Raw genomic sequence first — 21,976 nt, 5'->3', positions numbered from 1 at the left:
TGACGGATCCGGGTCAGAAGAGTCTTTCGAGGACGACGGCGACGCCGTCGTCCTCGTTCGACGTGGTGACCTCGTCCGCCACCGCCTTGAGCGCGGGGTGGGCGTTGGCCATGGCGACGCCGTGGGCGGCCCAGTCGAACATTGGGATGTCGTTGGGCATGTCCCCGAACGCGACGGCCTGTTCACGGCTCAGCCCGAGACACTCGGCGGCCAGCGCCAGGCCCGTCGCCTTGGTGACGCCGTGGGGCTGGAGTTCCACGGTCCCGGGCCCGGACATGGTCACCGTCGCCAGTGAGCCCACCGCCGCCCGTGCCGCCTCGGCCAACTCGTCGTCGGACAGGGCGTCATGGCGCACCAGAACCTTGCTGATGGGCGCGACCCACAGCTCGTCGCGCCGTCCGACCCGTACGGCGGGCAGGGCCGGACGGGGCATGCGGTAGCCGGGCTCGATCAGCGTGAGCCCCGCCACCCCGTCCTGGTCGACGGCCGCGTACACCTGTCCCACCTCGGCCTCGATCTTGCCGAGCGCGGTCTCCGCCAGTTCCCGGTCCAGGGTGACCGACCACAACAGGCGGTCCGTGTCGGCGTCGTACAGTTGCGCGCCCTGGCCGCACACCGCCGGCCCCGTGCATCCGAGGTCCGCCAGCAGCGTCCGTACCTTGGGCGCCGGGCGCCCCGTCACCACCAGATGCCGGGCGCCCGCCCGCGCCGCCCGTGCCAGTGCCGCCCGGGACCGCCCGGAGAACGTGTCGTCGCCGCGCAGAAGCGTCCCGTCCAGATCGGTGGCGATGAGCGTATGAACGGGAGGCGCGGCCATGATCCGAGTGTTCCAGAGTGATCAGCGTGACGCGAAGCCCGCCGTACTCCCCGGCCTCCCCGAGCAGTTGCGACCAGGCGGGTGGCACTGCCCAAGAGCGGCCGGCGACCCGTAACGTGTGGCCAGACCACATGGAACGGATGGCCATGCTTGGCACGGATGAGAGCGAGGCAGCACCCCATGCCCCCCTTCGACGTCCCTGAGGGCGACCCCTTCGGCCCGCACAACCTTCCCTACGGCGTGTTCTCACCCCCCGGCGGCGGGGAACGGACCGTCGGCGTCCGCCTCGGTGACCACGTGCTCGACGCGGGCGCGGCGGCGCACGCGCTCGGCTCCCCGTACGCCTCCCTGCTGGCCCGCCCGACCCTGAACCCGCTGCTCGCCGCGGGCCGTACGGCGTGGTCGGACATCCGGCGGGCGCTGACCGCGTGGGTGACCGTGCCCTCGCACCGCGAGGTGATCGAGCCGCTCTTCCACCCGCTGTCCTCGGTGACCCTGCACCTGCCGTTCGAGGTCGCCGACTACGTCGACTTCTACGCGTCGGAGAACCACGCGCGGAACGTGGGACAGATGTTCCGCCCCGACGCCGTCGACACGCTGACGCCCAACTGGAAGCACCTGCCGATCGGCTACCACGGGCGCTCCGGCACCGTCGTGGTGTCGGACACGGACGTCGTACGGCCGTCCGGGCAGCGCAAGGGACCGAACGACCCGGTGCCCGTCTTCGGCCCGTCCGTCCGGCTGGACATCGAGGCCGAGGTCGGCTTCGTGGTGGGCGTGCCCTCGGAGCGCGGCCGCCCGGTGCCACTGGGCGACTTCCGGGAGCACGTATTCGGGCTGTGCCTGCTGAACGACTGGTCGGCGCGGGACATCCAGGCCTGGGAGTACGTCCCCCTCGGCCCGTTCCTCGGGAAGTCGTTCGCCACGTCGGTGTCGGCGTGGATCACCCCGCTGGAGGCGCTGGACGCGGCACGGGTGGCACCGCCGGAGCGCACCTACCCGCTGCTGCCCTACCTCGACGACTCCGGCGACGGCGACGAGGCGGACGGTCCCGGTGGCTACGACCTGCGGATCTCCGTCGCGGTCAACGGGCATGTGGTGGCCGAGCCCCCCTTCTCCACCATGTACTGGACCGCCGCGCAGCAGCTGGCCCACATGACGGTGAACGGAGCCTCCCTGCGCACCGGCGACCTGTACGGGTCCGGCACCGTGAGCGGGCCCTCGGAGCGCGAACGCGGCTCGCTCCTGGAACTCACCTGGAACGGTCGCGACCCCCTCGACCTGCCCGACGGCAAGCGGACCTTCCTGGAGGACGGCGACACGGTGACGCTGTCCGCCTGGGCCCCGGGTCCGGGCGGGGTCCGAGTGGGACTCGGGGAGGTCACCGGCCGGGTCGTCAGCGGCGGCTGACCCGGGGAGCCGGGCGCGGGGGCGTCGCGCGAGCGGGGCCGGACGGCGGGCGGGGCCGGGCGGGGCAGGGTGGCGAAGTGGTCAACAGCCCTTCGACACCTGACTCCAGGGGGCTGTCGGCGTCATACTGGCGGGGCACAGCACGACCCGACGTACGGCCGCCTCGGCGCCGTACGAGCCGCCGTCCCCACCCGGCCGCCCGCCCCTGCCTCCGACCAGGAACCGGAGCCCCCGGCATGACCGTCTGCCTGCTCCTGCTCAGTGCCGTCGCCCTGGCGGCCGCCGTGCCGGCACCGCGCGCGCTCACCCGGGCCGCGTGGCCCGAACGGGAGCCCGTGATCGGGCTGTGGGTGTGGCAGTGCCTGGTCGCCACCGTGCTGCTGTGCTGCCTGACCTCGCTCGTCCTGGGTGCCGCGGCCGTCTTCCACACCGTGCGCGACCGGGTCTTCGCGCCCGCGCCGCCCGCCGTCACCGCCGCGTACGACCTCTCCACCGCCCCGGTCTGGGCCGGTGTGCTCACCGCCCTGCTGGCCTGCGGCGCCGCATGGACCACGGCGATGCTGGCCCGCGAACTGGCCGAGGTGCGGCGCCGCCGTGGCCAGGCCCGCGCCCATCTGCGCGAACGCGCCCCCGACCTGCCCGCCGGGCTGCCCGCAGCGCGCGGCCCCATGCTGGTGCTGGAGGACGAGTACCCGGACGCCTGGTGGATGCCGGGCCACCCGCCCCAGCTGGTCGTCACCACCGGGGCCCTGCACCGGCTGACCGACCCACAGCTGGACGCCGTCCTCACCCACGAGCGCGGTCACGCCCGCGCCCACCACGACTGGCTGCTGCACCTCTCCACGGCGCTGGCCACCGGTTTCCCCCGCATCCCCCTGTTCTCCCACTTCTGCGACCAGACCCACCGCCTGGTCGAACTGGCCGCCGACGACACGGCGTCCCGCCGCTGCGGCCACCTCACCACGGCGCTGGCCCTGATCGAGCTGAACCAGCACCGCGGCGTTCTGTCCTGCGCGTCCAGCCGCCGTCTGCTGGGCGAGCGCGTCGACCGTCTGCTGGAACCGCCGCCCCGGCTGCTGCGCAGTCAGCGGGCGCTCACGACGACCGCCGCCACACTGGTCGTCCTCCTGCCTCTGCTGATCACGTTCGCACCGGGGCTGACGGCGCTGTCCTGAGCCGCCCGCCCGGCCTGCCCGGCGTCACATCCAGTCGTCCGGCTCCGGCTCCTCGTCGGGCCATGCGTCTTCCTCGTCGGTGACCGGTGCGGCGGCGGAGCCGGTGACCGGGGCGGGCAGGCCCGCGTCGGACTGGTCAGGGGCAGCCCGGCCCGGGGCGGCCAGGGAGGCCAGCACCCCGAGAACGCCCTCGCCGTAGGTGGCCAGCTTCTTCTCTCCGACGCCGCCCACCGTGCCCAGCTCGGCGACGGAACCGGGCCACTGGGTGACGATCTCCCGGAGCGTCGCGTCATGGAAGATGACATACGCCGGAACGCCCTGCTCACGGGCCTGCTCGGCACGCCAGGCGCGCAGCGCCTCGAACGCGGGCAGCAGGTTCTCGGGCAGCTCGGCCACGGCGGCCTTGGGACCTCGGTCGCCCCGGCCGGACGAGGACGACGCCGGACGCGCGGCCGTCGGCTTCTTCGGCTCCTTGCGCAGCGGCACCTCGCGCTCCCGGCGCAGCACCGAACCGCTTGCCTCGGTGAGCACCAGCGTGCCGTACTCGCCCTCGACCGCGAGCAGTCCCTGGGCCAGCAACTGCCTTATGACGCCCCGCCATTCGCCCTCGGTCAGATCCTCACCGATGCCGAACACGGACAGCTGGTCGTGGTCGAACTGGATCACCTTGGCGGTGCGCTTGCCGAGCAGGATGTCGACGATCTGCACGGCGCCGAACTTCTGTCCGCGCTCCCGCTGGAGCCGGACCACCGTCGACAGCGCCTTCTGCGCGGCGATCGTGCCGTCCCAGGTCTCCGGGGGCGTCAGACAGGTGTCGCAGTTGCCGCAGGCCGCCGTGTCCGGGTCCTGGCCGAAGTAGGCGAGCAACTGGCTGCGGCGGCACGCGGCCGTCTCGCAGAGCGCGAGCATCGAGTCGAGGTGGGCGGCGGATCTGCGGCGGAACGCCTCGTCGCCCTCGCCGGACTGGATGAGCTTGCGCTGCTGAATGACGTCGTTCAGCCCGTAGGCCATCCAGGCCGTGGAGGGCATGCCGTCGCGTCCCGCGCGGCCCGTCTCCTGGTAGTAGCCCTCGATCGACTTGGGCAGGTCCAGGTGGGCGACGAAGCGCACGTCCGGCTTGTCGATGCCCATTCCGAAGGCGATGGTCGCCACCACGACCAGACCGTCCTCGCGCAGGAACCGGGACTGGTGCGCCGCGCGCATGCCCCCGTCCAGACCCGCGTGGTAGGGCACGGCCTCCACTCCGTTGCGGGACAGGTACTCGGCGGTCTTCTCCACCGAGTTCCGTGAGAGGCAGTACACGATGCCCGCGTCGCCCGCGTGCTCCTGCTTCAGGAAGGCGAGCAGCTGCTTCTTGGGGTCGGCCTTGGGGACGATCCGGTACTGGATGTTCGGCCGGTCGAAGCTCGCCACGAAGTGCCGGGCCTCCGGCATGCCCAGCCGCTCGGTGATCTCCCGGTGCGTGGCGCGGGTGGCCGTCGCCGTGAGCGCGATCCGCGGGACGTCGGGCCAGCGCTCGCCCAGCAGGGAGAGGGCCAGGTAGTCGGGGCGGAAGTCGTGACCCCACTGGGACACACAGTGCGCCTCGTCGATCGCGAACACGGAGACCTTGCCCCGGGACAGCAGGTCGAGGGTGGAGTCCAGGCGCAGCCGCTCCGGGGCGAGGTACAGCAGGTCGAGCTCGCCCGCCAGGAACTGCGCCTCGACCACCCGCCGCTCGTCGAAGTCCTGCGTCGAGTTGATGAACCCGGCGCTCACGCCCAGTGCCCGCAGCGCGTCCACCTGGTCCTGCATCAACGCGATGAGCGGCGAGACGACGATGCCGGTACCCGCTCTGACCAGGGCGGGGATCTGATAGCACAGCGACTTTCCGCCGCCGGTCGGCATCAGGACCACGGCGTCGCCGCCGGCCACCACATGCTCGATGACCGCTTCCTGCTCACCGCGGAAGGCCTCGTATCCGAAGACCCGGTGCAGTGTGGCCAGCGCCTCGCTGTCGGTCGCCCCTGCCGTCTCGGCCATCTCGCTGATCCCGCCCGTCCCACCCATCGCCGTGCCCCCCGTACGTCGTCCCTCGACCACTGCTTCCACGATAGGGGGCGGGACCGACAGCGACGGAGTTGTCCACAGACTGCTTGGTCCCGCCCCCGCCAACGACACGACCGTCGGTCACACGTTCGCAGCAGACCTGCCGGTTTCCGGCGGATAGTCTGAATGCACCGGCGAGACTCCGTCCCATGGGAGCACTGATGAGCGTCGCACCGAAGGCGTCCGCGTCCAGCTGGCCGATCCCGCCGGAAGGCGGCTGGACCGCCGACGACCTGGACCGCCTCCCGAATCTTCCTCCGCATACGGAATTGATCGACGGGAGCCTGGTTTTCGTGAGTCCGCAGACGCTGTTCCACTCACGCGCGGTGAGTTTCTTCGAATGGCAGCTTCAGTCCGTGGCACCCGGCGATCTTGAGATCGTCCGCGAGTTCACTGTCGACATCGACCGCCAGAACCGGCCCGAGCCCGACGTCGTCGTAGTGCGCGGAGACGCGGTGGAGGATGCGGACCAGACCCGCTTCCCGGTCGAGTCCGTCGTCCTGGCCATCGAGGTGGTATCGGAAGACTCGGTCTCCCGGGACCGCGAGACGAAGCCTCTGAAGTACGCCCTTGCGAAGATCCCTCACTACTGGCGGGTCGAGAACGAGAAGGGCCGCGCCGCGGTGCACGTCTTCGAGCTGGAGCCCACCACCGGCACCTACACCAGCACGGGCATCTTCCGGGAGCGGCTGAAGACCGACGTCCCCTTCCCGGTGGACCTGGACCTGACTCAGATCAAGGCACGCCGCGACAGCGAACGGTAGCCCCCGCATGCGCCGCTGCCCGGCCCTCCTCGGAGGTGCCGGGCAGCGGCGTACGCGTGCGAAGTGACTCAGCGCACGAACACCCCCGCCTGGTTCGCCAGGTCCAGGAAGTACTGCGGGGCCACGCCGAGGACCAGGGTCACCGCCACGCCCACGCCGATCGCCGCCATGGTCAGCGGGGAGGGCACGGCGACGGTCGGGCCGTCCGGCTTGGGTTCGCTGAAGAACATCAGCACGATCACCCGGATGTAGAAGAACGCGGCGATCGCCGAGGAGATCACACCGACCACGACCAGCGGGGCGGCCCCGCCCTCGGCCGCCGCCCGGAACACGGCGAACTTCCCGGCGAAACCCGAGGTCAGCGGGATGCCCGCGAAGGCCAGCAGGAACACCGCGAACACGGCGGCGACCAGCGGGGACCGGCGGCCGAGACCCGCCCACTTGGACAGGTGCGTCGCCTCTCCCCCGGCGTCGCGCACCAGGGTGACCACCGCGAAGGCGCCGATCGTCACGAAGGAGTAGGCGGCGAGGTAGAAGAGAACGGCCGAGACGCCGTCCTCCGAGGTCGCGATGACACCGGCGAGGATGAATCCGGCGTGCGCGATGGACGAGTAGGCCAGCAGGCGTTTGATGTCGGTCTGGGTGATCGCGACGATCGCGCCGCCCAGCATGGTGATGATCGCGACGGCCCACATGACCGGCCGCCAGTCCCAGCGCAGTCCCGGCAGGACGACGTACAGCAGGCGCAGGAGCGCGCCGAACGCGGCCACCTTGGTCGCCGCGGCCATGAAGCCGGTCACCGGGGTCGGTGCGCCCTGGTAGACGTCGGGCGTCCACATGTGGAACGGGACGGCGCCGACCTTGAAGAGCAGGCCCATGACGACCAGGGCGGTGCCGATCAGCAGCAGGGCGTCGTTGCCCATGGTGCCCGCGAGCGCCGGGTCGACGTCGGTGACCGTGCCGTCGACGACGCGGGCGAGCGTCGAGTACGACACCGAGCCCGCGTAGCCGTAGAGGAGCGCGATGCCGAACAGGGTGAACGCGGAGGCGAACGCCCCGAGCAGGAAGTACTTGACCGCGGCCTCCTGCGACATCAGGCGCTTGCGGCGGGCCAGCGCGCACAGCAGGTACAGCGGGAGGGAGAAGACCTCCAGGGCCACGAACAGGGTCAGCAGGTCGCTGGCCGCGGGGAACACCAGCATGCCGGCGACCGCGAAGAGCAGGAGCGGGAACACCTCGGTGGTGGTGAAGCCCGCCTTGACCGCCGCCTTCTCGCTGTCGCTGCCGGGCACGGACGCGGCCTGCGCGGCGAACGAGTCGACCCGGTTGCCGTGCGCCGCCGGGTCCAGCCGGCGCTCGGCGAAGGTGAACAGGCCCACGAGTCCGGCGAGCAGGATCGTGCCTTCGAGGAACAGGGCGGGTCCGTCGACGGCGACCGCGCCCATGGCCGCGATGTGCGCCTTCGTCGTGCCGTACCCACCGGCCGCGAGGGCGACGACCGCGGCGAAGGCGGCGCACAGGGAGACGGCGGAGACGAAGACCTGCGCGTGGTAACGGGCCCTGCGCGGTACGAACGCCTCGATCAGCACACCGACGACGGCCGCGCCGAAGATGATCAGGGCAGGCGACAATTGGCCGTATTCGATCTTCGGCGCGTCGATCTTCGCGATCGGTTCGGCCGCGGTTGTCCACAGGCTGTGGACGGCTGCTGCACTCACCTTGCGGCCTCCACCTCGGGCTTGGGGTCGGTCTTGTGTACGTCGGACAGGGTCTGGTTGACCGCCGGGTTGACGATGTCGGTCAGAGGCTTCGGGAAGACGCCCAGCAGGATGAGCAGCGCCACCAGCGGGGCGACGACCACGAGTTCCCGCGCCCTGAGGTCCGGCATGGTCGAGACCTCCGGCTTCACCGGGCCGGTCATCGTCCGCTGGTAGAGGACGAGCGTGTAGAGCGCGGCGAGCACGATGCCGAAGGTGGCGATGATGCCGATCACCGGATACCGCGTGAACGTGCCGACCAGGACCAGGAACTCGCTCACGAACGGCGCCAGCCCGGGCAGCGACAGGGTCGCGAGGCCGCCGATCAGGAAGGTGCCGGCGAGCACCGGGGCGACCTTCTGCACACCGCCGTAGTCGGCGATGAGCCGCGAGCCGCGCCGGGAGATCAGGAAGCCGGCGACCAGCATCAGCGCGGCCGTCGAGATGCCGTGGTTGACCATGTACAGCGTCGCGCCGGACTGGCCCTGGCTGGTCATCGCGAAGATGCCCAGGACGATGAAGCCGAAGTGCGAGATCGACGCGTACGCCACCAGCCGCTTGATGTCCCGCTGGCCGACCGCGAGCAGCGCCCCGTAGACGATGCTGATCAGCGCCAGGACGAGGATGACGGGCGTCGCCCACTTGCTGGCCTCCGGGAACAGCTGGAGACAGAAGCGGAGCATCGCGAAGGTGCCGACCTTGTCGACGACGGCCGTGATGAGGACGGCGACCGGGGCGGTCGCCTCGCCCATCGCGTTGGGCAGCCAGGTGTGCAGCGGCCACAGGGGCGCCTTCACCGCGAAGGCGAAGAAGAACCCGAGGAACAGCCAGCGTTCGGTGCTGGTGGCCATGTGCAGCGAGCCGTCGGCGCGCGCCTGCGCGATCTCCGTGAGCGAGAAGTTCCCGGCGACCACGTAGAGGCCGATCACCGCGGCCAGCATGATCAGGCCGCCGACCAGGTTGTACAGCAGGAACTTGACCGCCGCGTACGAGCGCTGTGTCGACGCCGCTTCCTCGCCGTGCTCGTGGGCGCGGTCGCCGAAGCCGCCGATGAGGAAGTACATCGGGATCAGCATGGCTTCGAAGAAGACGTAGAAGACGAAGACGTCGGTGGACTCGAAGGAGATGATCACCATCGCCTCGACGGCCAGGATCAGGGCGAAGAAGCCCTGGGTCGGCCGCCAGCGGCGGCTGCCCGTCTCCAGCGGGTCGGCGTCGTGCCAGCCCGCGAGGACGATGAACGGGATGAGCAGGGCGGTGAGCGCGACCAGGGCGACCGCGATGCCGTCCACGCCCAGCTCGTACCTGACCCCGAAGTCCTTGATCCACCAGTGGGACTCGGTGAGCTGGTAGCGGGCGCCGTCCGGGTCGAAGCGGACCAGGACGACGATCGCGAGGGCGAGGGTGGCGAGCGCGAACAGCAGCGCCAGCCACTTGGCGGCGCCTCGTTTCGCGGCGGGTACGGCGGCCGTGGCGACCGCCCCGACGGCAGGGAGCGCCGCCGTCGCTGTCAGCAGAGGAAAGGACATCGGTATCAGACCGCCCTCATCAGCAGGGTCGCTGCGACCAGGAGTGCCGCACCGCCGAACATCGAGACCGCGTAGGAGCGGGCGAAGCCGTTCTGGAGGCGGCGCAGCCGCCCGGACAGGCCGCCGAAGCCGGCTGCCGTGCCGTTGACGACCCCGTCGACCAGGGTGTGGTCGACGTAGACCAGGGACCGCGTGAGGTGCTCGCCGCCGCGGACCAGGACGACGTGGTTGAAGTCGTCCTGGTAGAGGTCGCGCCGGGCGGCGCGGGTGAGCAGCGAGCCGTGCGGGGGGACGACCGGCACGGGGCGCCGGCCGTACTGCGCGTAGGCGAGGGCGACGCCGACGACCAGGCACACCATGGTCGCTCCGGTGACCGTCCAGGCGCTCAGCGGGGAGTCGCCCTCGCTGTGGCCGGTGACCGGCTCCAGCCAGTGCAGGAAACGGTCACCGATGCTGAACAGACCGCCCGCCGCGACCGAGCCGACGGCCAGCACGATCATCGGGATCGTCATGACCCCGGGCGACTCGTGCGGGTGCGGTTCGTGGCCGTGCTCGTCGGGCTGCCAGCGCTTCTCGCCGAAGAAGGTCATCAGCATCACGCGGGTCATGTAGAAGGCGGTGATGGCCGCGCCGAGCAGGGCGCAGCCGCCGAGGATCCAGCCCTCGGTGCCGCCCTTGGCGAAGGCCGCCTCGATGATCTTGTCCTTGGAGAAGAAGCCGGACAGGCCCGGGAAGCCGATGATGGCGAGGTAGCCGAGGCCGAAGGTGACGAAGGTGACCGGCATGTACTTGCGCAGGCCGCCGTACTTGCGCATGTCGACCTCGTCGTTCATGCCGTGCATGACCGAACCGGCGCCGAGGAACAGCCCGGCCTTGAAGAAGCCGTGCGTCACCAGGTGCATGATCGCGAAGACGTATCCAATGGGGCCGAGGCCGGCGGCGAGCACCATGTAGCCGATCTGGGACATCGTCGAGCCGGCCAGCGCCTTCTTGATGTCGTCCTTCGCGCAACCGACGATCGCACCGAAGAGCAGGGTGACCGCGCCGACCACGGTGACCACGAGCTGCGCGTCGGGGGCACCGTTGAAGATCGCCGCGGAGCGCACGATCAGATAGACGCCCGCGGTCACCATCGTCGCGGCGTGGATCAGGGCCGAGACCGGGGTCGGGCCCTCCATCGCGTCCCCGAGCCAGGACTGGAGCGGTACCTGGGCGGACTTGCCGCAGGCGGCGAGCAGCAGGGTGAGGGCGATGGCGGTGAGCTTGCCCTCGGAGGCGTCGCCCGCGTGGCTGAACACCGGTCCGAAGGCGAAGGTCCCGAACGTGGTGAACATCAGCATGATCGCGACGGACAGGCCCATGTCGCCGACCCGGTTGACCAGGAAGGCCTTCTTCGCGGCCGTGGCCGCGCTGGGCCTGTGCTGCCAGAAGCCGATCAGCAGGTACGAGGCGAGGCCAACGCCCTCCCAGCCGACGTACAGCAGCAGGTAGTTGTCGGCGAGGACGAGCAGCAGCATCGCCGCGAGGAACAGGTTGAGGTAGCCGAAGAAGCGGCGGCGGCGCTCGTCGTGCTCCATGTACCCGACCGAGTACAGGTGGATCAGCGAGCCGACGCCGGTGATCAGCAGGACGAAGGTCATCGACAGCTGGTCGAGACGGAAGGTGACGTCCGCCTGGAAGCCGCCGACCGGGATCCACGTCCACAGGTGCTGGGTGAGCGTGCGGTGTTCGGCGTCCTTGCCCAGCAGGTCGGCGAAGAGGATCACGCCGAACACGAAGGAGGTGGTCGACAGGATCGTGCCGATCCAGTGGCCGACGGCGTCCAGACGCCGGCCGCCGAGCAGCAGGACGGCCGCTCCGAGCAGGGGCGCCGCGATGAGCAGCGCGATCAGGTTGTCTGCGTTGTCCACGAGTCTGCGACCCCTTACAGCTTCATCAGGCTGGCGTCGTCGACCGAGGCCGAGTGGCGGGTACGGAACAGCGACACGATGATCGCGAGCCCGACCACGACCTCCGCGGCGGCGACGACCATCGTGAAGAAGGCGATGATCTGGCCGTCGAGGTTGCCGTGCATACGGGAGAAGACGACGAACGCGAGGTTGCAGGCGTTGAGCATCAGCTCGACGCACATGAAGACGACGATCGCGTTGCGCCGGATGAGGACGCCGGTGGCTCCGATGGTGAACAACAGGGCCGCGAGATAGAGGTAGTTGACCGGGTTCACTTCGACGCCTCCTCGGTCCGCTTGCCGTTCGCCGGCTCGGTCCCGCCACGCTCCAGACGGTCCTCCGCGCGCTGTTCCAGGGCGCGGAGGTCATTGAGCGCCTGCGTCGACACGTCCCGCATCTGGCCGCGTTGGCGCAGCGTGCTGCTGACCGTGAGCTCGGAGGGGGTGCCGTCGGGCAGCAGGCCCGCGATGTCCACGGCGTTGTGCCGGGCGTAGACCCCGGGGGCGGGCAGCGGCGGCAGGTGCTTGCCCTCGCGGACGCGCTGTTCGGCCAGCTCGCGCTGGGTCTTGGCCCGCTCGGTGCGCTCGCGGTGGGTGAGCACCATGGCGCCGACGGCGGCCGTGATGAGCAGGGCGCCGGTGATCTCGAAGGCGAAGACGTACTTGGTGAAGATGAGGGCCGCGAGGCCTTCCACGTTGCCGTTCGCGTTCGCCTTGCCGATGCCGGCGAACTCCGTCAGCGAGGCGTTCCCGATCCCGGCGAGGAGCAGGACGCCGAAGCCGACGCCGCAGACGAGGGCCAGCCAGCGCTGGCCCTTGATGGTCTCCTTCAGGGAGTCCGCCGCGGTCACGCCGACGAGCATCACCACGAACAGGAACAGCATCATGATCGCGCCCGTGTAGACGACGATCTGCACGATGCCCAGGAAGTAGGCGCCGTTGGCGAGGTAGAAGACCGCCAGGACGATCATGGTTCCGGCGAGGCAGAGCGCGCTGTGCACGGCCTTCCGCATGAACACGGTGCACAGGGCGCCGATCACGGCGACGGTGCCGAGGATCCAGAACTGGAAGGCCTCGCCGGTGGACGTCGTGTAGGCGGCGAGCTGCGGGCTCATACGTCCACCTCCTGGTCCTCGGCCGCATCGGCCGCACCCGAAGGGCCTGCCATCGAATCCGGCTCCCCCTTGGACACGGCGACCTGGCGCACGGTCCCGGGTGCGGCCTCCGTCACCAGGCCCCGGTAGTAGTCCTGCTCGTCCATCCCGGGGTAGATCGCGTGCGGCGAGTCGACCATGCCCTCCTGGAGCCCGGCGAGCAGCTGCTCCTTGGTGTAGATGAGGTTGGCCCGGCTGGAGTCGGCGAGCTCGAACTCGTTGGTCATCGTCAGCGCGCGCGTGGGGCACGCCTCGATGCACAGGCCGCACAGGATGCAGCGGGCGTAGTTGATCTGATAGACGCTGCCGTACCGCTCGCCGGGCGAGTAGCGCTCCTCGTCCGTGTTGTCGGCGCCCTCCACATAGATGGCGTCGGCGGGGCAGGCCCAGGCGCACAGCTCGCAGCCGACGCACTTCTCCAGGCCGTCCGGATGGCGGTTGAGCTGGTGCCGTCCGTGGAACCGCGGAGCCGTGGTCTTCTTCTGCTCCGGGTACTGCTCGGTCAGCCGCTTCTTGAACATGGCCTTGAAGGTCACGCCGAAGCCGGCCACGGGGTTCAGGAAGCCGGGCTTCGTCTGCCCGGCCTCCTCGGTCTCCTCAGCCATCGGACGCCTCCTTTCCATCCGTAGATCCGTCACTGACAGTGTCCGCTCCGCCACTGACAATCAGCTCCCGCTCCCTGCGCGGACGGCGCCGGGGTACCGGCGGCAGCTCCTGTCCGGGCAGCGGTGGCACGGGGAATCCGCCGGCGGCCGGGTCGAACGCGGTCGGCGCCGCGGCCGGCGCGGACACCTCCTTCGCCCGCTCGCGGAACATGTCGACGACGAAGGACAGGAGCAGCAGGGCCAGGACTCCGCCGCCGACGTAGAGCGCGATGTCGGCGAAGTCGTAGTGCTCGTTGCGCAGGGTCCGCACCGTCGCGACGAGCATCAGCCAGACCACCGAGACGGGGATGAGGACCTTCCAGCCGAGCTTCATCAGCTGGTCGTACCGGACGCGTGGCAGGGTGCCGCGCAGCCAGATGAAGAAGAACAGCAGCAGCTGGACCTTGATGACGAACCAGAGCAGCGGCCACCAGCCGTGGTTGGCGCCCGCCCAGAAGCCGCTGATCGGCCAGGGAGCCCGCCAGCCGCCCAGGAAGAGGGTGGTCGACACCGCCGACACCGTCACCATGTTCACGTACTCGGCGAGCATGAACATCGCGAACTTGATGGACGAGTACTCGGTGTTGAAGCCGCCGACGAGGTCGCCCTCGGACTCCGGCATGTCGAAGGGGGCGCGGTTGGTCTCGCCGACCATCGTGACGATGTAGAGGATGAAGGAGACCGGCAGCAGCACGATGTACCAGCGGTCCTGCTGCTGTTCGACGATGGTCGACGTCGACATCGAGCCCGAGTAGAGGAACACGGAGGCGAACGCGGCGCCCATGGCGATCTCGTACGAGATCATCTGCGCGCAGGAGCGGAGGCCGCCGAGCAGCGGGTAGGTGGATCCGGAGCTCCAGCCGGCGAGCACGATGCCGTAGATGCCGACCGAGGCGACCGCGAGGACGAAGAGCATCGCGACCGGCAGGTCGGTGAGCTGCATCGTGGTGCGGGTGCCGAAGATCGAGACCTGGTTGTCGGCGGGCCCGAAGGGGATCACCGCGATCGCCATGAAGGCCGGGATGGCCGCGACGATCGGCGCGAGGACGTATACCACCTTGTCCGCGCGTTTGACGATGACGTCTTCCTTGAGCATCAGTTTCACGCCGTCGGCGAGCGACTGGAGCATGCCCCAGGGGCCGTGCCGGTTGGGTCCGATGCGCAGCTGCATCCAGGCGACGACCTTGCGCTCCCAGACGATGGAGAACAGCACGGTCACCATCAGGAAGGCGAAGCAGAACACCGCCTTGACGACGACCAGCCACCAGGGGTCGCGGCCGAACATCGAGAGGTCTTCAGCGGCGAGGTACGGGCTCATGCCTCCACCTCCTTGGGGGCCTCGCCGGCGCGGACCGCCGGGCCGATACGGACGAGGGTGCCGGGCTGCGCCCCGGTGTCGGAGGCGACGCCCGAGCCCGTGGAGTTCAGCGGGAGCCAGACCACCCGGTCGGGCATCTCGGTGATCAGGAGCGGGAGTTCGACCGTCCCGGCGGGGCCGGTCACGGCGAGCGCGTCGCCGTCCTTGATGCCCGCCTCGGCGGCCGTCGCGGGCGACACGCGCGCGCGGGCCGCGTGCCGCGTGCCGGCGAGCGCCGCGTCGCCCTGCTGGAGCGAGCCCTGGTCGAGCAGCAGCCGGTGTCCGGCGAGCACGGCCTCACCGGCCGCAGGGCGCGGCAGCGGGTCCGCGGTGGCCAGCGGGTCCGAGGCCCGTGGTCCGTGCCAGGCGCCGAGCCGGTCCAGCTCTGCGCGCGCGGTGCGCAGATCCGGCAGCCCCAGGTGGACGTCCATGGCGTCGGCCAGCATCTGGAGCACCCGCGCGTCCGTCGGGGACAGACGGCGGGTCATCTGGTCGGGCTTGAGGGCGGCCTCGAAGAAGCGGACCCGGCCTTCCCAGTTGAGGAAGGCACCCGCCTTCTCGGCGACCGCGGCGACCGGGAGTACGACGTCGGCGAGCTCGGTGACCTCACTGGGCCGCTGCTCCAGCGAGACCAGGAAGCCGACCTCGGTGAGGGCCTCCCGCGCGCGTGCCGGGTCGGGCAGGTCGGCGACCTCGACGCCCGCGACCAGCAGCGCCTGGAGCTCGCCGCGTACGGCGGCCTCGACGATCTGGCCGGTGTCCCGGCCGTAGCCGTGCGGGAGTTCGGCCAGGCCCCAGGCGGTGGCGACCTCCTCCCGCGCGCGCGGGTCGGTGGCCGGGCGGCCGCCCGGCAGCAGCGAGGGCAGCGCGCCCGCCTCGATCGCGCCGCGCTCCCCGGCCCGCCGCGGGATCCACACCAGCTGGGCTCCGGTCGCGGTCGCGGCGCGTACCGCGGCGGTGAGGCCGCCCGCGACGGCGGCCAGCCGCTCGCCCACGACGATCACCGCGCCGTCGGCGCGCAGCGCCTCGGCCGCCCGTGAGCCGGGCTCCTCCAGACCGGCGCCGCCGGCGAGCGCGTCGAGCCACTCGGTCTCGGTGCCGGGCGCGGCCGGCAGCAGGGTGCCGCCCGCCTTCTCCAGACCCCGAGTGGCGTGCGTGGCCAGCGAGAACACCCGCTGTCCCCGCTTGCGCCAGGCCTTGCGCAGCCGCAGGAAGACGCCGGGGGCCTCCTCCTCGGACTCGAACCCGACCAGCAGGACGGCGGGCGCCTTCTCCAGTGCGGTGTAGGTGACGCCCCTGCCGTCGAGGTCACGGCCGTGTCCGGCGACCCGGGCGGCCAGGAAGTCGGTCTCCTCGCCGCTGTGCACCCGCGCGCGGAAGTCGATGTCGTTGGTGTCGAGGGCCACCCGCGCGAACTTGCTGTACGCGTACGCGTCCTCGACGGTCAGCCGGCCGCCGGTCAGGACACCGGCCCGGCCGCGCGAGGCCAGCAGGCCCTGGGCGGCGATCCCCAGCGCCTCGGGCCAGGAGGCCGGTTCCAGCTTGCCGTCGGCGCCCCGCACCAGCGGGGTGTCCAGCCGGTCCCTCAGCTGCGCGTACCGGAACCCGAAGCGGCCCTTGTCGCAGATCCACTCCTCGTTGACCTCGGGGTCGTTGGCGGCGAGCCGCCGCATGACCTTGCCGCGCCGGTGGTCGGTGCGGGTGGCGCAGCCGCCGGAGCAGTGCTCGCACACCGACGGCGAGGAGACGAGGTCGAAGGGCCTGGAGCGGAACCGGTACGCCGCCGAGGTGAGCGCGCCGACCGGGCAGATCTGGATGGTGTTCCCGGAGAAGTACGACTCGAAGGGGTCGCCCTCGCCGGTGCCGACCTGCTGGAGCGCGCCCCGTTCGATCAGTTCGATCATCGGGTCGCCCGCGACCTGGTTGGAGAAGCGGGTGCAGCGGGCGCACAGCACGCACCGCTCGCGGTCGAGCAGCACCTGGGTGGAGATCGCGAGGGGCTTCTCGTAGGTCCGCTTGCGGCCCTCGAAGCGGGACTCGGCGTTGCCGTGCGACATGGCCTGGTTCTGGAGCGGGCACTCGCCGCCCTTGTCGCAGACCGGGCAGTCCAGCGGGTGGTTGATGAGCAGCAGCTCCATCACACCGTGCTGGGCCTTCTCCGCGGCCGGGGAGGTGAGCTGTGTCTTCACCACCATGCCGTCCGTGCAGGTGATGGTGCAGGACGCCATGGGCTTGCGCTGGCCCTCGACCTCGACGATGCACTGGCGGCAGGCGCCGACCGGGTCGAGCAGGGGGTGGTCGCAGAAGCGGGGGATCTCGACGCCGATCTGCTCGGCGGCCCGGATGACCAGGGTGCCCTTGGGCACGCTGATCTCCACGCCGTCGATCGTCAGCGTGACGAGGTCCTCCGGTGGGACCGCCGCTTCGCCTCCCCCGGAGGGAGCGCTGGTGGTCACGGTCATGCGTTCACCTCCGGGCGGTCCGCCCAGGCCGTCGACTTCGCCGGGTCGAAGGGACAGCCCCGGCCCGTGATGTGCTGCTCGTACTCCTCGCGGAAGTACTGGAGCGAGGAGAAGATCGGCGAGGCCGCGCCGTCGCCGAGGGCGCAGAAGGACTTGCCGTTGATGTTGTCCGCGATGTCGGCGAGCTTGTCGAGGTCGGCCATGGCACCCTTGCCCGCCTCGATGTCCCGCAGCAACTGCACGAGCCAGTAGGTGCCTTCACGGCAGGGGGTGCACTTGCCGCAGGACTCGTGGGCGTAGAACTCGGTCCAGCGGGTGACGGCGCGCACGACGCAGGTGGTCTCGTCGAAGCACTGGAGTGCCTTGGTGCCGAGCATGGAACCCGCGGCACCGACTCCTTCGTAGTCGAGGGGGACGTCGAGGTGCTCGTCGGTGAACATCGGCGTCGAGGAGCCGCCCGGCGTCCAGAACTTGAGCCGGTGGCCGGGGCGCATCCCGCCGCTCATCTCCAGGAGCTGGCGCAGGGTGATGCCGAGCGGCGCCTCGTACTGGCCGGGGCTGGCGACGTGGCCGCTGAGCGAGTAGAGCGTGAAGCCCGGGGACTTCTCGCTGCCCATCGACCGGAACCATTCCTTGCCGTTCTGGAGGATCGCGGGAACGGAAGCGATGGACTCGACGTTGTTCACCACGGTCGGGCAGGCGTAGAGCCCTTCGACGGCGGGGAAGGGGGGACGGAGCCGCGGTTGACCGCGGCGGCCTTCGAGCGAGTCGAGCAGGGCGGTCTCCTCGCCGCAGATGTACGCGCCGGCGCCGGCGTGCACGGTGAGCGTGAGGTCGAGTCCGCTGCCGAGGATGTTCTCGCCGAGGTAGCCCGCCGCGTGGGCCTCGCGCACGGCCTCGTGCAGCCGCCGCAGGACGGGGACGACCTCGCCCCGCAGATAGATGAAGGCGTGCGACGACCGGATGGCGTAGCACGCGATCACGATGCCCTCGATGAGGCTGTGCGGGTTCGCGAAGAGGAGCGGGATGTCCTTGCAGGTCCCGGGCTCCGACTCGTCCGCGTTGACGACGAGGTAGTGCGGCTTGCCGTCGCCCTGCGGGATGAACTGCCACTTCATGCCCGTGGGGAATCCCGCGCCGCCGCGTCCGCGCAGACCGGAGTCCTTGACGTACGCGATCACCTCGTCCGGTGACATGGCGAGCGCCTTGCGCAGGCCCTCGTACCCCTCGTGCCTTCGGTACACGTCCAGCGTCCAGGACCTGTCCTCGTCCCAGAAGGCGGACAGCACGGGTGCGAGCAGCTTCTCCGGGCTGGTGTCCTTGATATCGGCTGCCACGGTCATCACTCCCCCTCCTCGGCGGTCGGCCCTGCCGGGTGGGCCGGGTCGGAGGCCGATGTCTCCTGCGGCGCGTCGTGTGAGCTGAGGTGTTCGGACGGCGACGGCCGGTGCACCGCCCCGTCCTGCGGTTCGTCGTGCGGTCCGCCGTCGCGCGGATGCACCACCCGCGCGGGTGCGGCCTCTCCCTTGGCCAGCCGGAGGCCCACCAGCGAGGCGGGTCCCGCGCTTCCGCTCTCCTCGACGGCCCCCGGCCGCTCGTCGGGGAAGCCCGCCAGGATCCGGGCGGTGTCCTTGAAGGTGCACAGGCGCGCCCCGCGTGTGGGGTCGACGGGGCGTCCGGCGCGCAGGTCGTCGACGAGTCGCGTGGCGCTCGCCGGGGTCTGGTTGTCGAAGAACTCCCAGTTGACCATCACGACCGGTGCGAAGTCGCAGGCCGCGTTGCACTCGATGTGCTCCAGGGTGACCTTGCCGTCGTCGGTGGTCTCGCCGTTGCCGACGCCCAGGTGTTCCTGGAGGGTCTCGAAGATCGCGTCGCCGCCCATCACCGCGCACAGCGTGTTGGTGCACACGCCCACCTGGTAGTCGCCGCTCGGCCTGCGCCGGTACATGGTGTAGAAGGTGGCGACGGCGGTGACCTCGGCGGTGGTGAGGTCCAGCATGTCCGCGCAGAACCGCATCCCGGTGCGGGTGACGTGTCCCTCCTCCGACTGCACGAGGTGCAGCAGCGGCAGGAGTGCGGACCGGGAGTCGGGGTAGCGCGCGATGAGCTCGCGGGCGTCCGCCTCCAGCCGGGCGCGGACGTCGTCCGGGTAGCCGGGTGCGGGCAGTTCGGGCATGCCCAGGCTGACGCCCCGCTCCGAAGAACTCGTGGTCACCGGTCGACGCCTCCCATCACGGGGTCGATGGACGCGACGGCGACGATGACGTCGGCGACCTGGCCGCCCTCGCACATCGCCGCCATGGCCTGAAGGTTGGTGAAGGACGGGTCGCGGAAGTGGACCCGGTAGGGGCGGGTGCCGCCGTCGGAGACGGCGTGTGCCGCGAGTTCGCCCTTGGGTGACTCGACGGCCGCGTACGCCTGTCCCGGCGGGACGCGGAAGCCCTCGGTGACCAGCTTGAAGTGGTGGATCAGGGCCTCCATGGAGGTGCCCATGATCTTCTTGATGTGGTCGAGGGAGTTGCCCAGGCCGTCCGGGCCCAGCGCGAGCTGGGCGGGCCAGGCGATCTTCTTGTCGGCGACCATGACCGGTCCGGACTGGAGCCGGTCGAGGCACTGCTCGACGATGCGGAGCGACTGGCGCATCTCCTCCAGGCGGACCAGGAAGCGGCCGTAGGAGTCGCAGGAGTCGGCGGTCGGGACCTCGAAGTCGTAGGTCTCGTAGCCGCAGTAGGGCTGTGCCTTGCGCAGGTCGTGCGGCAGCCCGGTGGAGCGCAGGATCGGGCCGGTGGCGCCGAGGGCCATGCAGCCGGCCAGGTCGAGGTAGCCGACGTCCTGCATGCGGGCCTTGAAGATGGGGTTCCCGGTGGCGAGCTTGTCGTACTCCGGGAGGTTCTTCTTCATCTTCTTCACGAACTCGCGGATGTGGTCGACCGCGCCGGGCGGCAGGTCCTGGGCGAGTCCGCCGGGACGGATGTAGGCGTGGTTCATCCGCAGGCCCGTGATGAGCTCGTAGATGTCGAGGATCATCTCGCGATCACGGAATCCGTAGATCATGATCGTGGTCGCACCGAGTTCCATGCCGCCGGTGGCGATGCACACCAGGTGGGAGGACATCCGGTTCAGCTCCATCAGGAGCACCCGGATGATCTTGGCGCGTTCGGTGATCGCGCCCTCGATGCCGAGGAGCTTCTCGACGGCGAGACAGTAGGCGGTCTCGTTGAAGAAGGACGTCAGGTAGTCCATGCGCGTGACGAACGTGGTGCCCTGCGTCCAGGTGCGGAATTCGAGGTTCTTCTCGATTCCGGTGTGGAGGTAGCCGATGCCGCAGCGGGCCTCGGTGACCGTCTCCCCGTCGATCTCCAGGATGAGCCGGAGCACTCCATGGGTGGACGGGTGCTGGGGACCCATGTTGACGACGATGCGCTCGTCGTCGGCGCGGGCCGCGGACCGGACGACCTCGTCCCAGTCGCCACCGGTGACCGTGTAGACGGTGCCCTCGGTGGTCTCGCGCGCCGAGGCGGCCGAGGCCGCGGATGCTGAGTGCGTGCTCACGAGTACGACCTCCGCTGGTCCGGAGCCGGAATCTGGGCGCCCTTGTACTCGACGGCGATGCCGCCGAGGGGGTAGTCCTTGCGCTGCGGATGGCCCTGCCAGTCGTCCGGCATCATGATCCGCGTGAGGGCCGGGTGACCGTCGAAGACGATCCCGAAGAAGTCGTAGGTCTCGCGCTCGTGCCAGTCGTTGGTCGGGTACACCGGGACGAGGGACGGGATGTGCGGGTCGCCGTCCGGGGCGCTGACCTCCAGGCGGATCAGCCGGTTGTGGGTGATCGAGCGCAGGTGGTAGACGGCGTGCAGCTCGCGGCCCTTGTCGTGCGGGTAGTGGACGCCGCTGACGCCGGTGCACAGCTCGAAGCGCAGGGCCGGGTCGTCGCGCAGGGTCTGGGCGACGCGGACCAGGTGTTCGCGCTCGATGTGGAAGGTCAGCTCGTCGCGGTCGACGACCGTCTTCTCGATGGCGTTCTCCGGGACGAGTCCCTGTTCCTCCAGGGCGCCCTCCAGCTCGTCGGCGACCTCGTCGAACCATCCGCCGTAGGGCCGGTTCGCGGGGCCGGGGAGCCGGATGGAGCGGACCAGGCCGCCGTAGCCGGAGGTGTCGCCGCCGTTGGCGGCGCCGAACATGCCGCGCTGTACGCGGATCTCCTCGCCGCCCTGGCCGCGCTGGCCGGGGAGGTTGGAGGCGGAGAGGTCCTGCTCGGGGTTCACGCCCTCCGGGGACCCGTTCGCGCCGTTGGTTCCGTTCGCGTCGCTCACCGCAGCAGCCCCTTCATCTCGATCGTGGGCAGAGCCTTGAGCGCGGCCTGCTCGGCCTCCCGGGCGGCCTCCTCGGCGTTCACCCCGAGCTTGGTGGACTGGATCTTCTGGTGGAGCTTGAGGATCGCGTCCATCAGCATCTCGGGCCGGGGCGGGCAGCCGGGCAGGTAGATGTCGACGGGGACGATGTGGTCGACGCCCTGGACGATCGCGTAGTTGTTGAACATGCCGCCCGAGGAGGCGCAGACGCCCATGGAGATCACCCACTTCGGGTCGGGCATCTGGTCGTAGACCTGGCGCAGCACCGGTGCCATCTTCTGGCTGACCCGGCCCGCGACGATCATCAGGTCGGCCTGCCGGGGCGAGCCGCGGAAGACCTCCATGCCGAAGCGCGCCAGGTCGTAGCGGCCGGCGCCGGTGGTCATCATCTCGATGGCGCAGCAGGCGAGGCCGAATGTGGCGGGGAAGACGGACGCCTTGCGCACCCAGCCCGCGGCCTGCTCGACGGTGGTGAGCAGGAAGCCGCTCGGCAGCTTTTCTTCGAGTCCCATGTCCTTA

18 protein-coding genes are annotated in these 21,976 nt (G+C 70.5%); 3 read left to right on the top strand and 15 right to left on the bottom strand.

All coding sequences use genetic code 11. The annotated features are described in order from the left end of the window. Window positions 1-13: 13 nt before the first annotated feature. Window positions 14-817, bottom strand: a complete 804-nt coding sequence (locus ACIPK3_RS30085) for an HAD family hydrolase (RefSeq protein WP_402574730.1) — start codon at window positions 815-817, stop codon at window positions 14-16. A gap of 180 nt (window positions 818-997) precedes the next feature. Between ACIPK3_RS30085 and fahA the strand changes: the two genes are divergently transcribed. Both fahA and ACIPK3_RS30075 read left to right on the top strand, forming a co-directional pair. Further along, complete coding sequence (gene fahA / locus ACIPK3_RS30080; RefSeq protein WP_402574728.1) at window positions 998-2,227, top strand: fumarylacetoacetase; 1,230 nt, start codon at window positions 998-1,000, stop codon at window positions 2,225-2,227. A gap of 236 nt (window positions 2,228-2,463) precedes the next feature. After that, entirely contained in the window at window positions 2,464-3,402 is a 939-nt protein-coding gene (locus ACIPK3_RS30075) for a M56 family metallopeptidase (protein WP_402574726.1), read from the top strand. Between the two features lie 24 nt (window positions 3,403-3,426). Here the strand turns inward: ACIPK3_RS30075 and recQ are convergent, their stop codons facing one another. Next, the gene (gene recQ, locus ACIPK3_RS30070; protein WP_402574756.1) at window positions 3,427-5,451 is read right to left on the bottom strand and encodes a DNA helicase RecQ; all 2,025 of its coding nucleotides are present in this window, start codon (window positions 5,449-5,451) and stop codon (window positions 3,427-3,429) included. Between the two features lie 200 nt (window positions 5,452-5,651). On the opposite strand from recQ, the gene ACIPK3_RS30065 reads away from it, so the two are divergent. Beyond that, complete coding sequence (locus tag ACIPK3_RS30065) at window positions 5,652-6,254, top strand: Uma2 family endonuclease (protein ID WP_402574724.1); 603 nt, start codon at window positions 5,652-5,654, stop codon at window positions 6,252-6,254. Window positions 6,255-6,322: 68 nt separating this feature from the next. On the opposite strand, the gene nuoN is transcribed toward ACIPK3_RS30065, so the two are convergent. Genes nuoN through ACIPK3_RS30000 form a run of 13 tightly spaced genes read right to left on the bottom strand, consistent with a single transcriptional unit; the run spans window position 6,323 to window position 21,969 of the window. Then, the gene (nuoN, locus tag ACIPK3_RS30060; RefSeq protein WP_402574722.1) at window positions 6,323-7,972 is read right to left on the bottom strand and encodes an NADH-quinone oxidoreductase subunit NuoN; all 1,650 of its coding nucleotides are present in this window, start codon (window positions 7,970-7,972) and stop codon (window positions 6,323-6,325) included. Continuing rightward, window positions 7,969-9,540, bottom strand: coding sequence for an NADH-quinone oxidoreductase subunit M (locus ACIPK3_RS30055; RefSeq protein ID WP_402574720.1), 1,572 nt, complete (start codon window positions 9,538-9,540; stop codon window positions 7,969-7,971). The genes nuoN and ACIPK3_RS30055 overlap by 4 nt, the downstream gene beginning before the upstream one ends. Before the next feature lie 5 nt (window positions 9,541-9,545). Next, window positions 9,546-11,450, bottom strand: a complete 1,905-nt coding sequence (gene nuoL, locus ACIPK3_RS30050; RefSeq protein WP_402574718.1) for an NADH-quinone oxidoreductase subunit L — start codon at window positions 11,448-11,450, stop codon at window positions 9,546-9,548. 14 nt (window positions 11,451-11,464) lie between these two features. Next, window positions 11,465-11,764 carry an NADH-quinone oxidoreductase subunit NuoK gene (gene nuoK / locus ACIPK3_RS30045; protein WP_121787439.1) on the bottom strand — a complete coding sequence of 100 codons (300 nt, stop codon included), beginning with the start codon at window positions 11,762-11,764 and terminating at the stop codon, window positions 11,465-11,467. After that, entirely contained in the window at window positions 11,761-12,603 is an 843-nt protein-coding gene (locus ACIPK3_RS30040) for an NADH-quinone oxidoreductase subunit J (RefSeq protein ID WP_402574716.1), read from the bottom strand. The genes nuoK and ACIPK3_RS30040 overlap by 4 nt, the downstream gene beginning before the upstream one ends. Then, window positions 12,600-13,247 carry an NADH-quinone oxidoreductase subunit NuoI gene (gene nuoI / locus ACIPK3_RS30035; RefSeq protein ID WP_402574714.1) on the bottom strand — a complete coding sequence of 216 codons (648 nt, stop codon included), beginning with the start codon at window positions 13,245-13,247 and terminating at the stop codon, window positions 12,600-12,602. The genes ACIPK3_RS30040 and nuoI overlap by 4 nt, the downstream gene beginning before the upstream one ends. After that, window positions 13,240-14,604 (bottom strand): NADH-quinone oxidoreductase subunit NuoH, encoded by a 1,365-nt coding sequence (nuoH, locus tag ACIPK3_RS30030; RefSeq protein ID WP_402574712.1) that lies wholly within the window; start codon window positions 14,602-14,604, stop codon window positions 13,240-13,242. Before nuoH ends, nuoI begins: the two co-directional genes overlap by 8 nt. Next, complete coding sequence (locus ACIPK3_RS30025) at window positions 14,601-17,105, bottom strand: NADH-quinone oxidoreductase subunit G (RefSeq protein WP_402574710.1); 2,505 nt, start codon at window positions 17,103-17,105, stop codon at window positions 14,601-14,603. Before ACIPK3_RS30025 ends, nuoH begins: the two co-directional genes overlap by 4 nt. After that, window positions 17,102-18,451, bottom strand: coding sequence for an NADH-quinone oxidoreductase subunit NuoF (gene nuoF / locus ACIPK3_RS30020; RefSeq protein ID WP_402574708.1), 1,350 nt, complete (start codon window positions 18,449-18,451; stop codon window positions 17,102-17,104). Before nuoF ends, ACIPK3_RS30025 begins: the two co-directional genes overlap by 4 nt. Continuing rightward, the gene (gene nuoE, locus ACIPK3_RS30015) at window positions 18,448-19,320 is read right to left on the bottom strand and encodes an NADH-quinone oxidoreductase subunit NuoE (protein WP_402574706.1); all 873 of its coding nucleotides are present in this window, start codon (window positions 19,318-19,320) and stop codon (window positions 18,448-18,450) included. The genes nuoF and nuoE overlap by 4 nt, the downstream gene beginning before the upstream one ends. Then, window positions 19,317-20,657 (bottom strand): NADH-quinone oxidoreductase subunit D, encoded by a 1,341-nt coding sequence (locus ACIPK3_RS30010; RefSeq protein WP_402574704.1) that lies wholly within the window; start codon window positions 20,655-20,657, stop codon window positions 19,317-19,319. The genes nuoE and ACIPK3_RS30010 overlap by 4 nt, the downstream gene beginning before the upstream one ends. Then, on the bottom strand, window positions 20,654-21,418 hold the full coding sequence (locus ACIPK3_RS30005; RefSeq protein ID WP_402574702.1) for an NADH-quinone oxidoreductase subunit C: 765 nt from the start codon (window positions 21,416-21,418) through the stop codon (window positions 20,654-20,656). Before ACIPK3_RS30005 ends, ACIPK3_RS30010 begins: the two co-directional genes overlap by 4 nt. Beyond that, window positions 21,415-21,969 (bottom strand): NuoB/complex I 20 kDa subunit family protein, encoded by a 555-nt coding sequence (locus tag ACIPK3_RS30000; protein ID WP_402574701.1) that lies wholly within the window; start codon window positions 21,967-21,969, stop codon window positions 21,415-21,417. The genes ACIPK3_RS30005 and ACIPK3_RS30000 overlap by 4 nt, the downstream gene beginning before the upstream one ends. Window positions 21,970-21,976 lie beyond the last annotated feature (7 nt).

It is taken from the genome of Streptomyces sp. NPDC086787, assembly GCF_044745865.1.
Taxonomy (GTDB): Bacteria; Actinomycetota; Actinomycetes; order Streptomycetales; family Streptomycetaceae; genus Streptomyces.
Note: the sequence above shows the minus strand (reverse complement) of the source record. Positions and strands in the feature narration are given on the sequence as shown.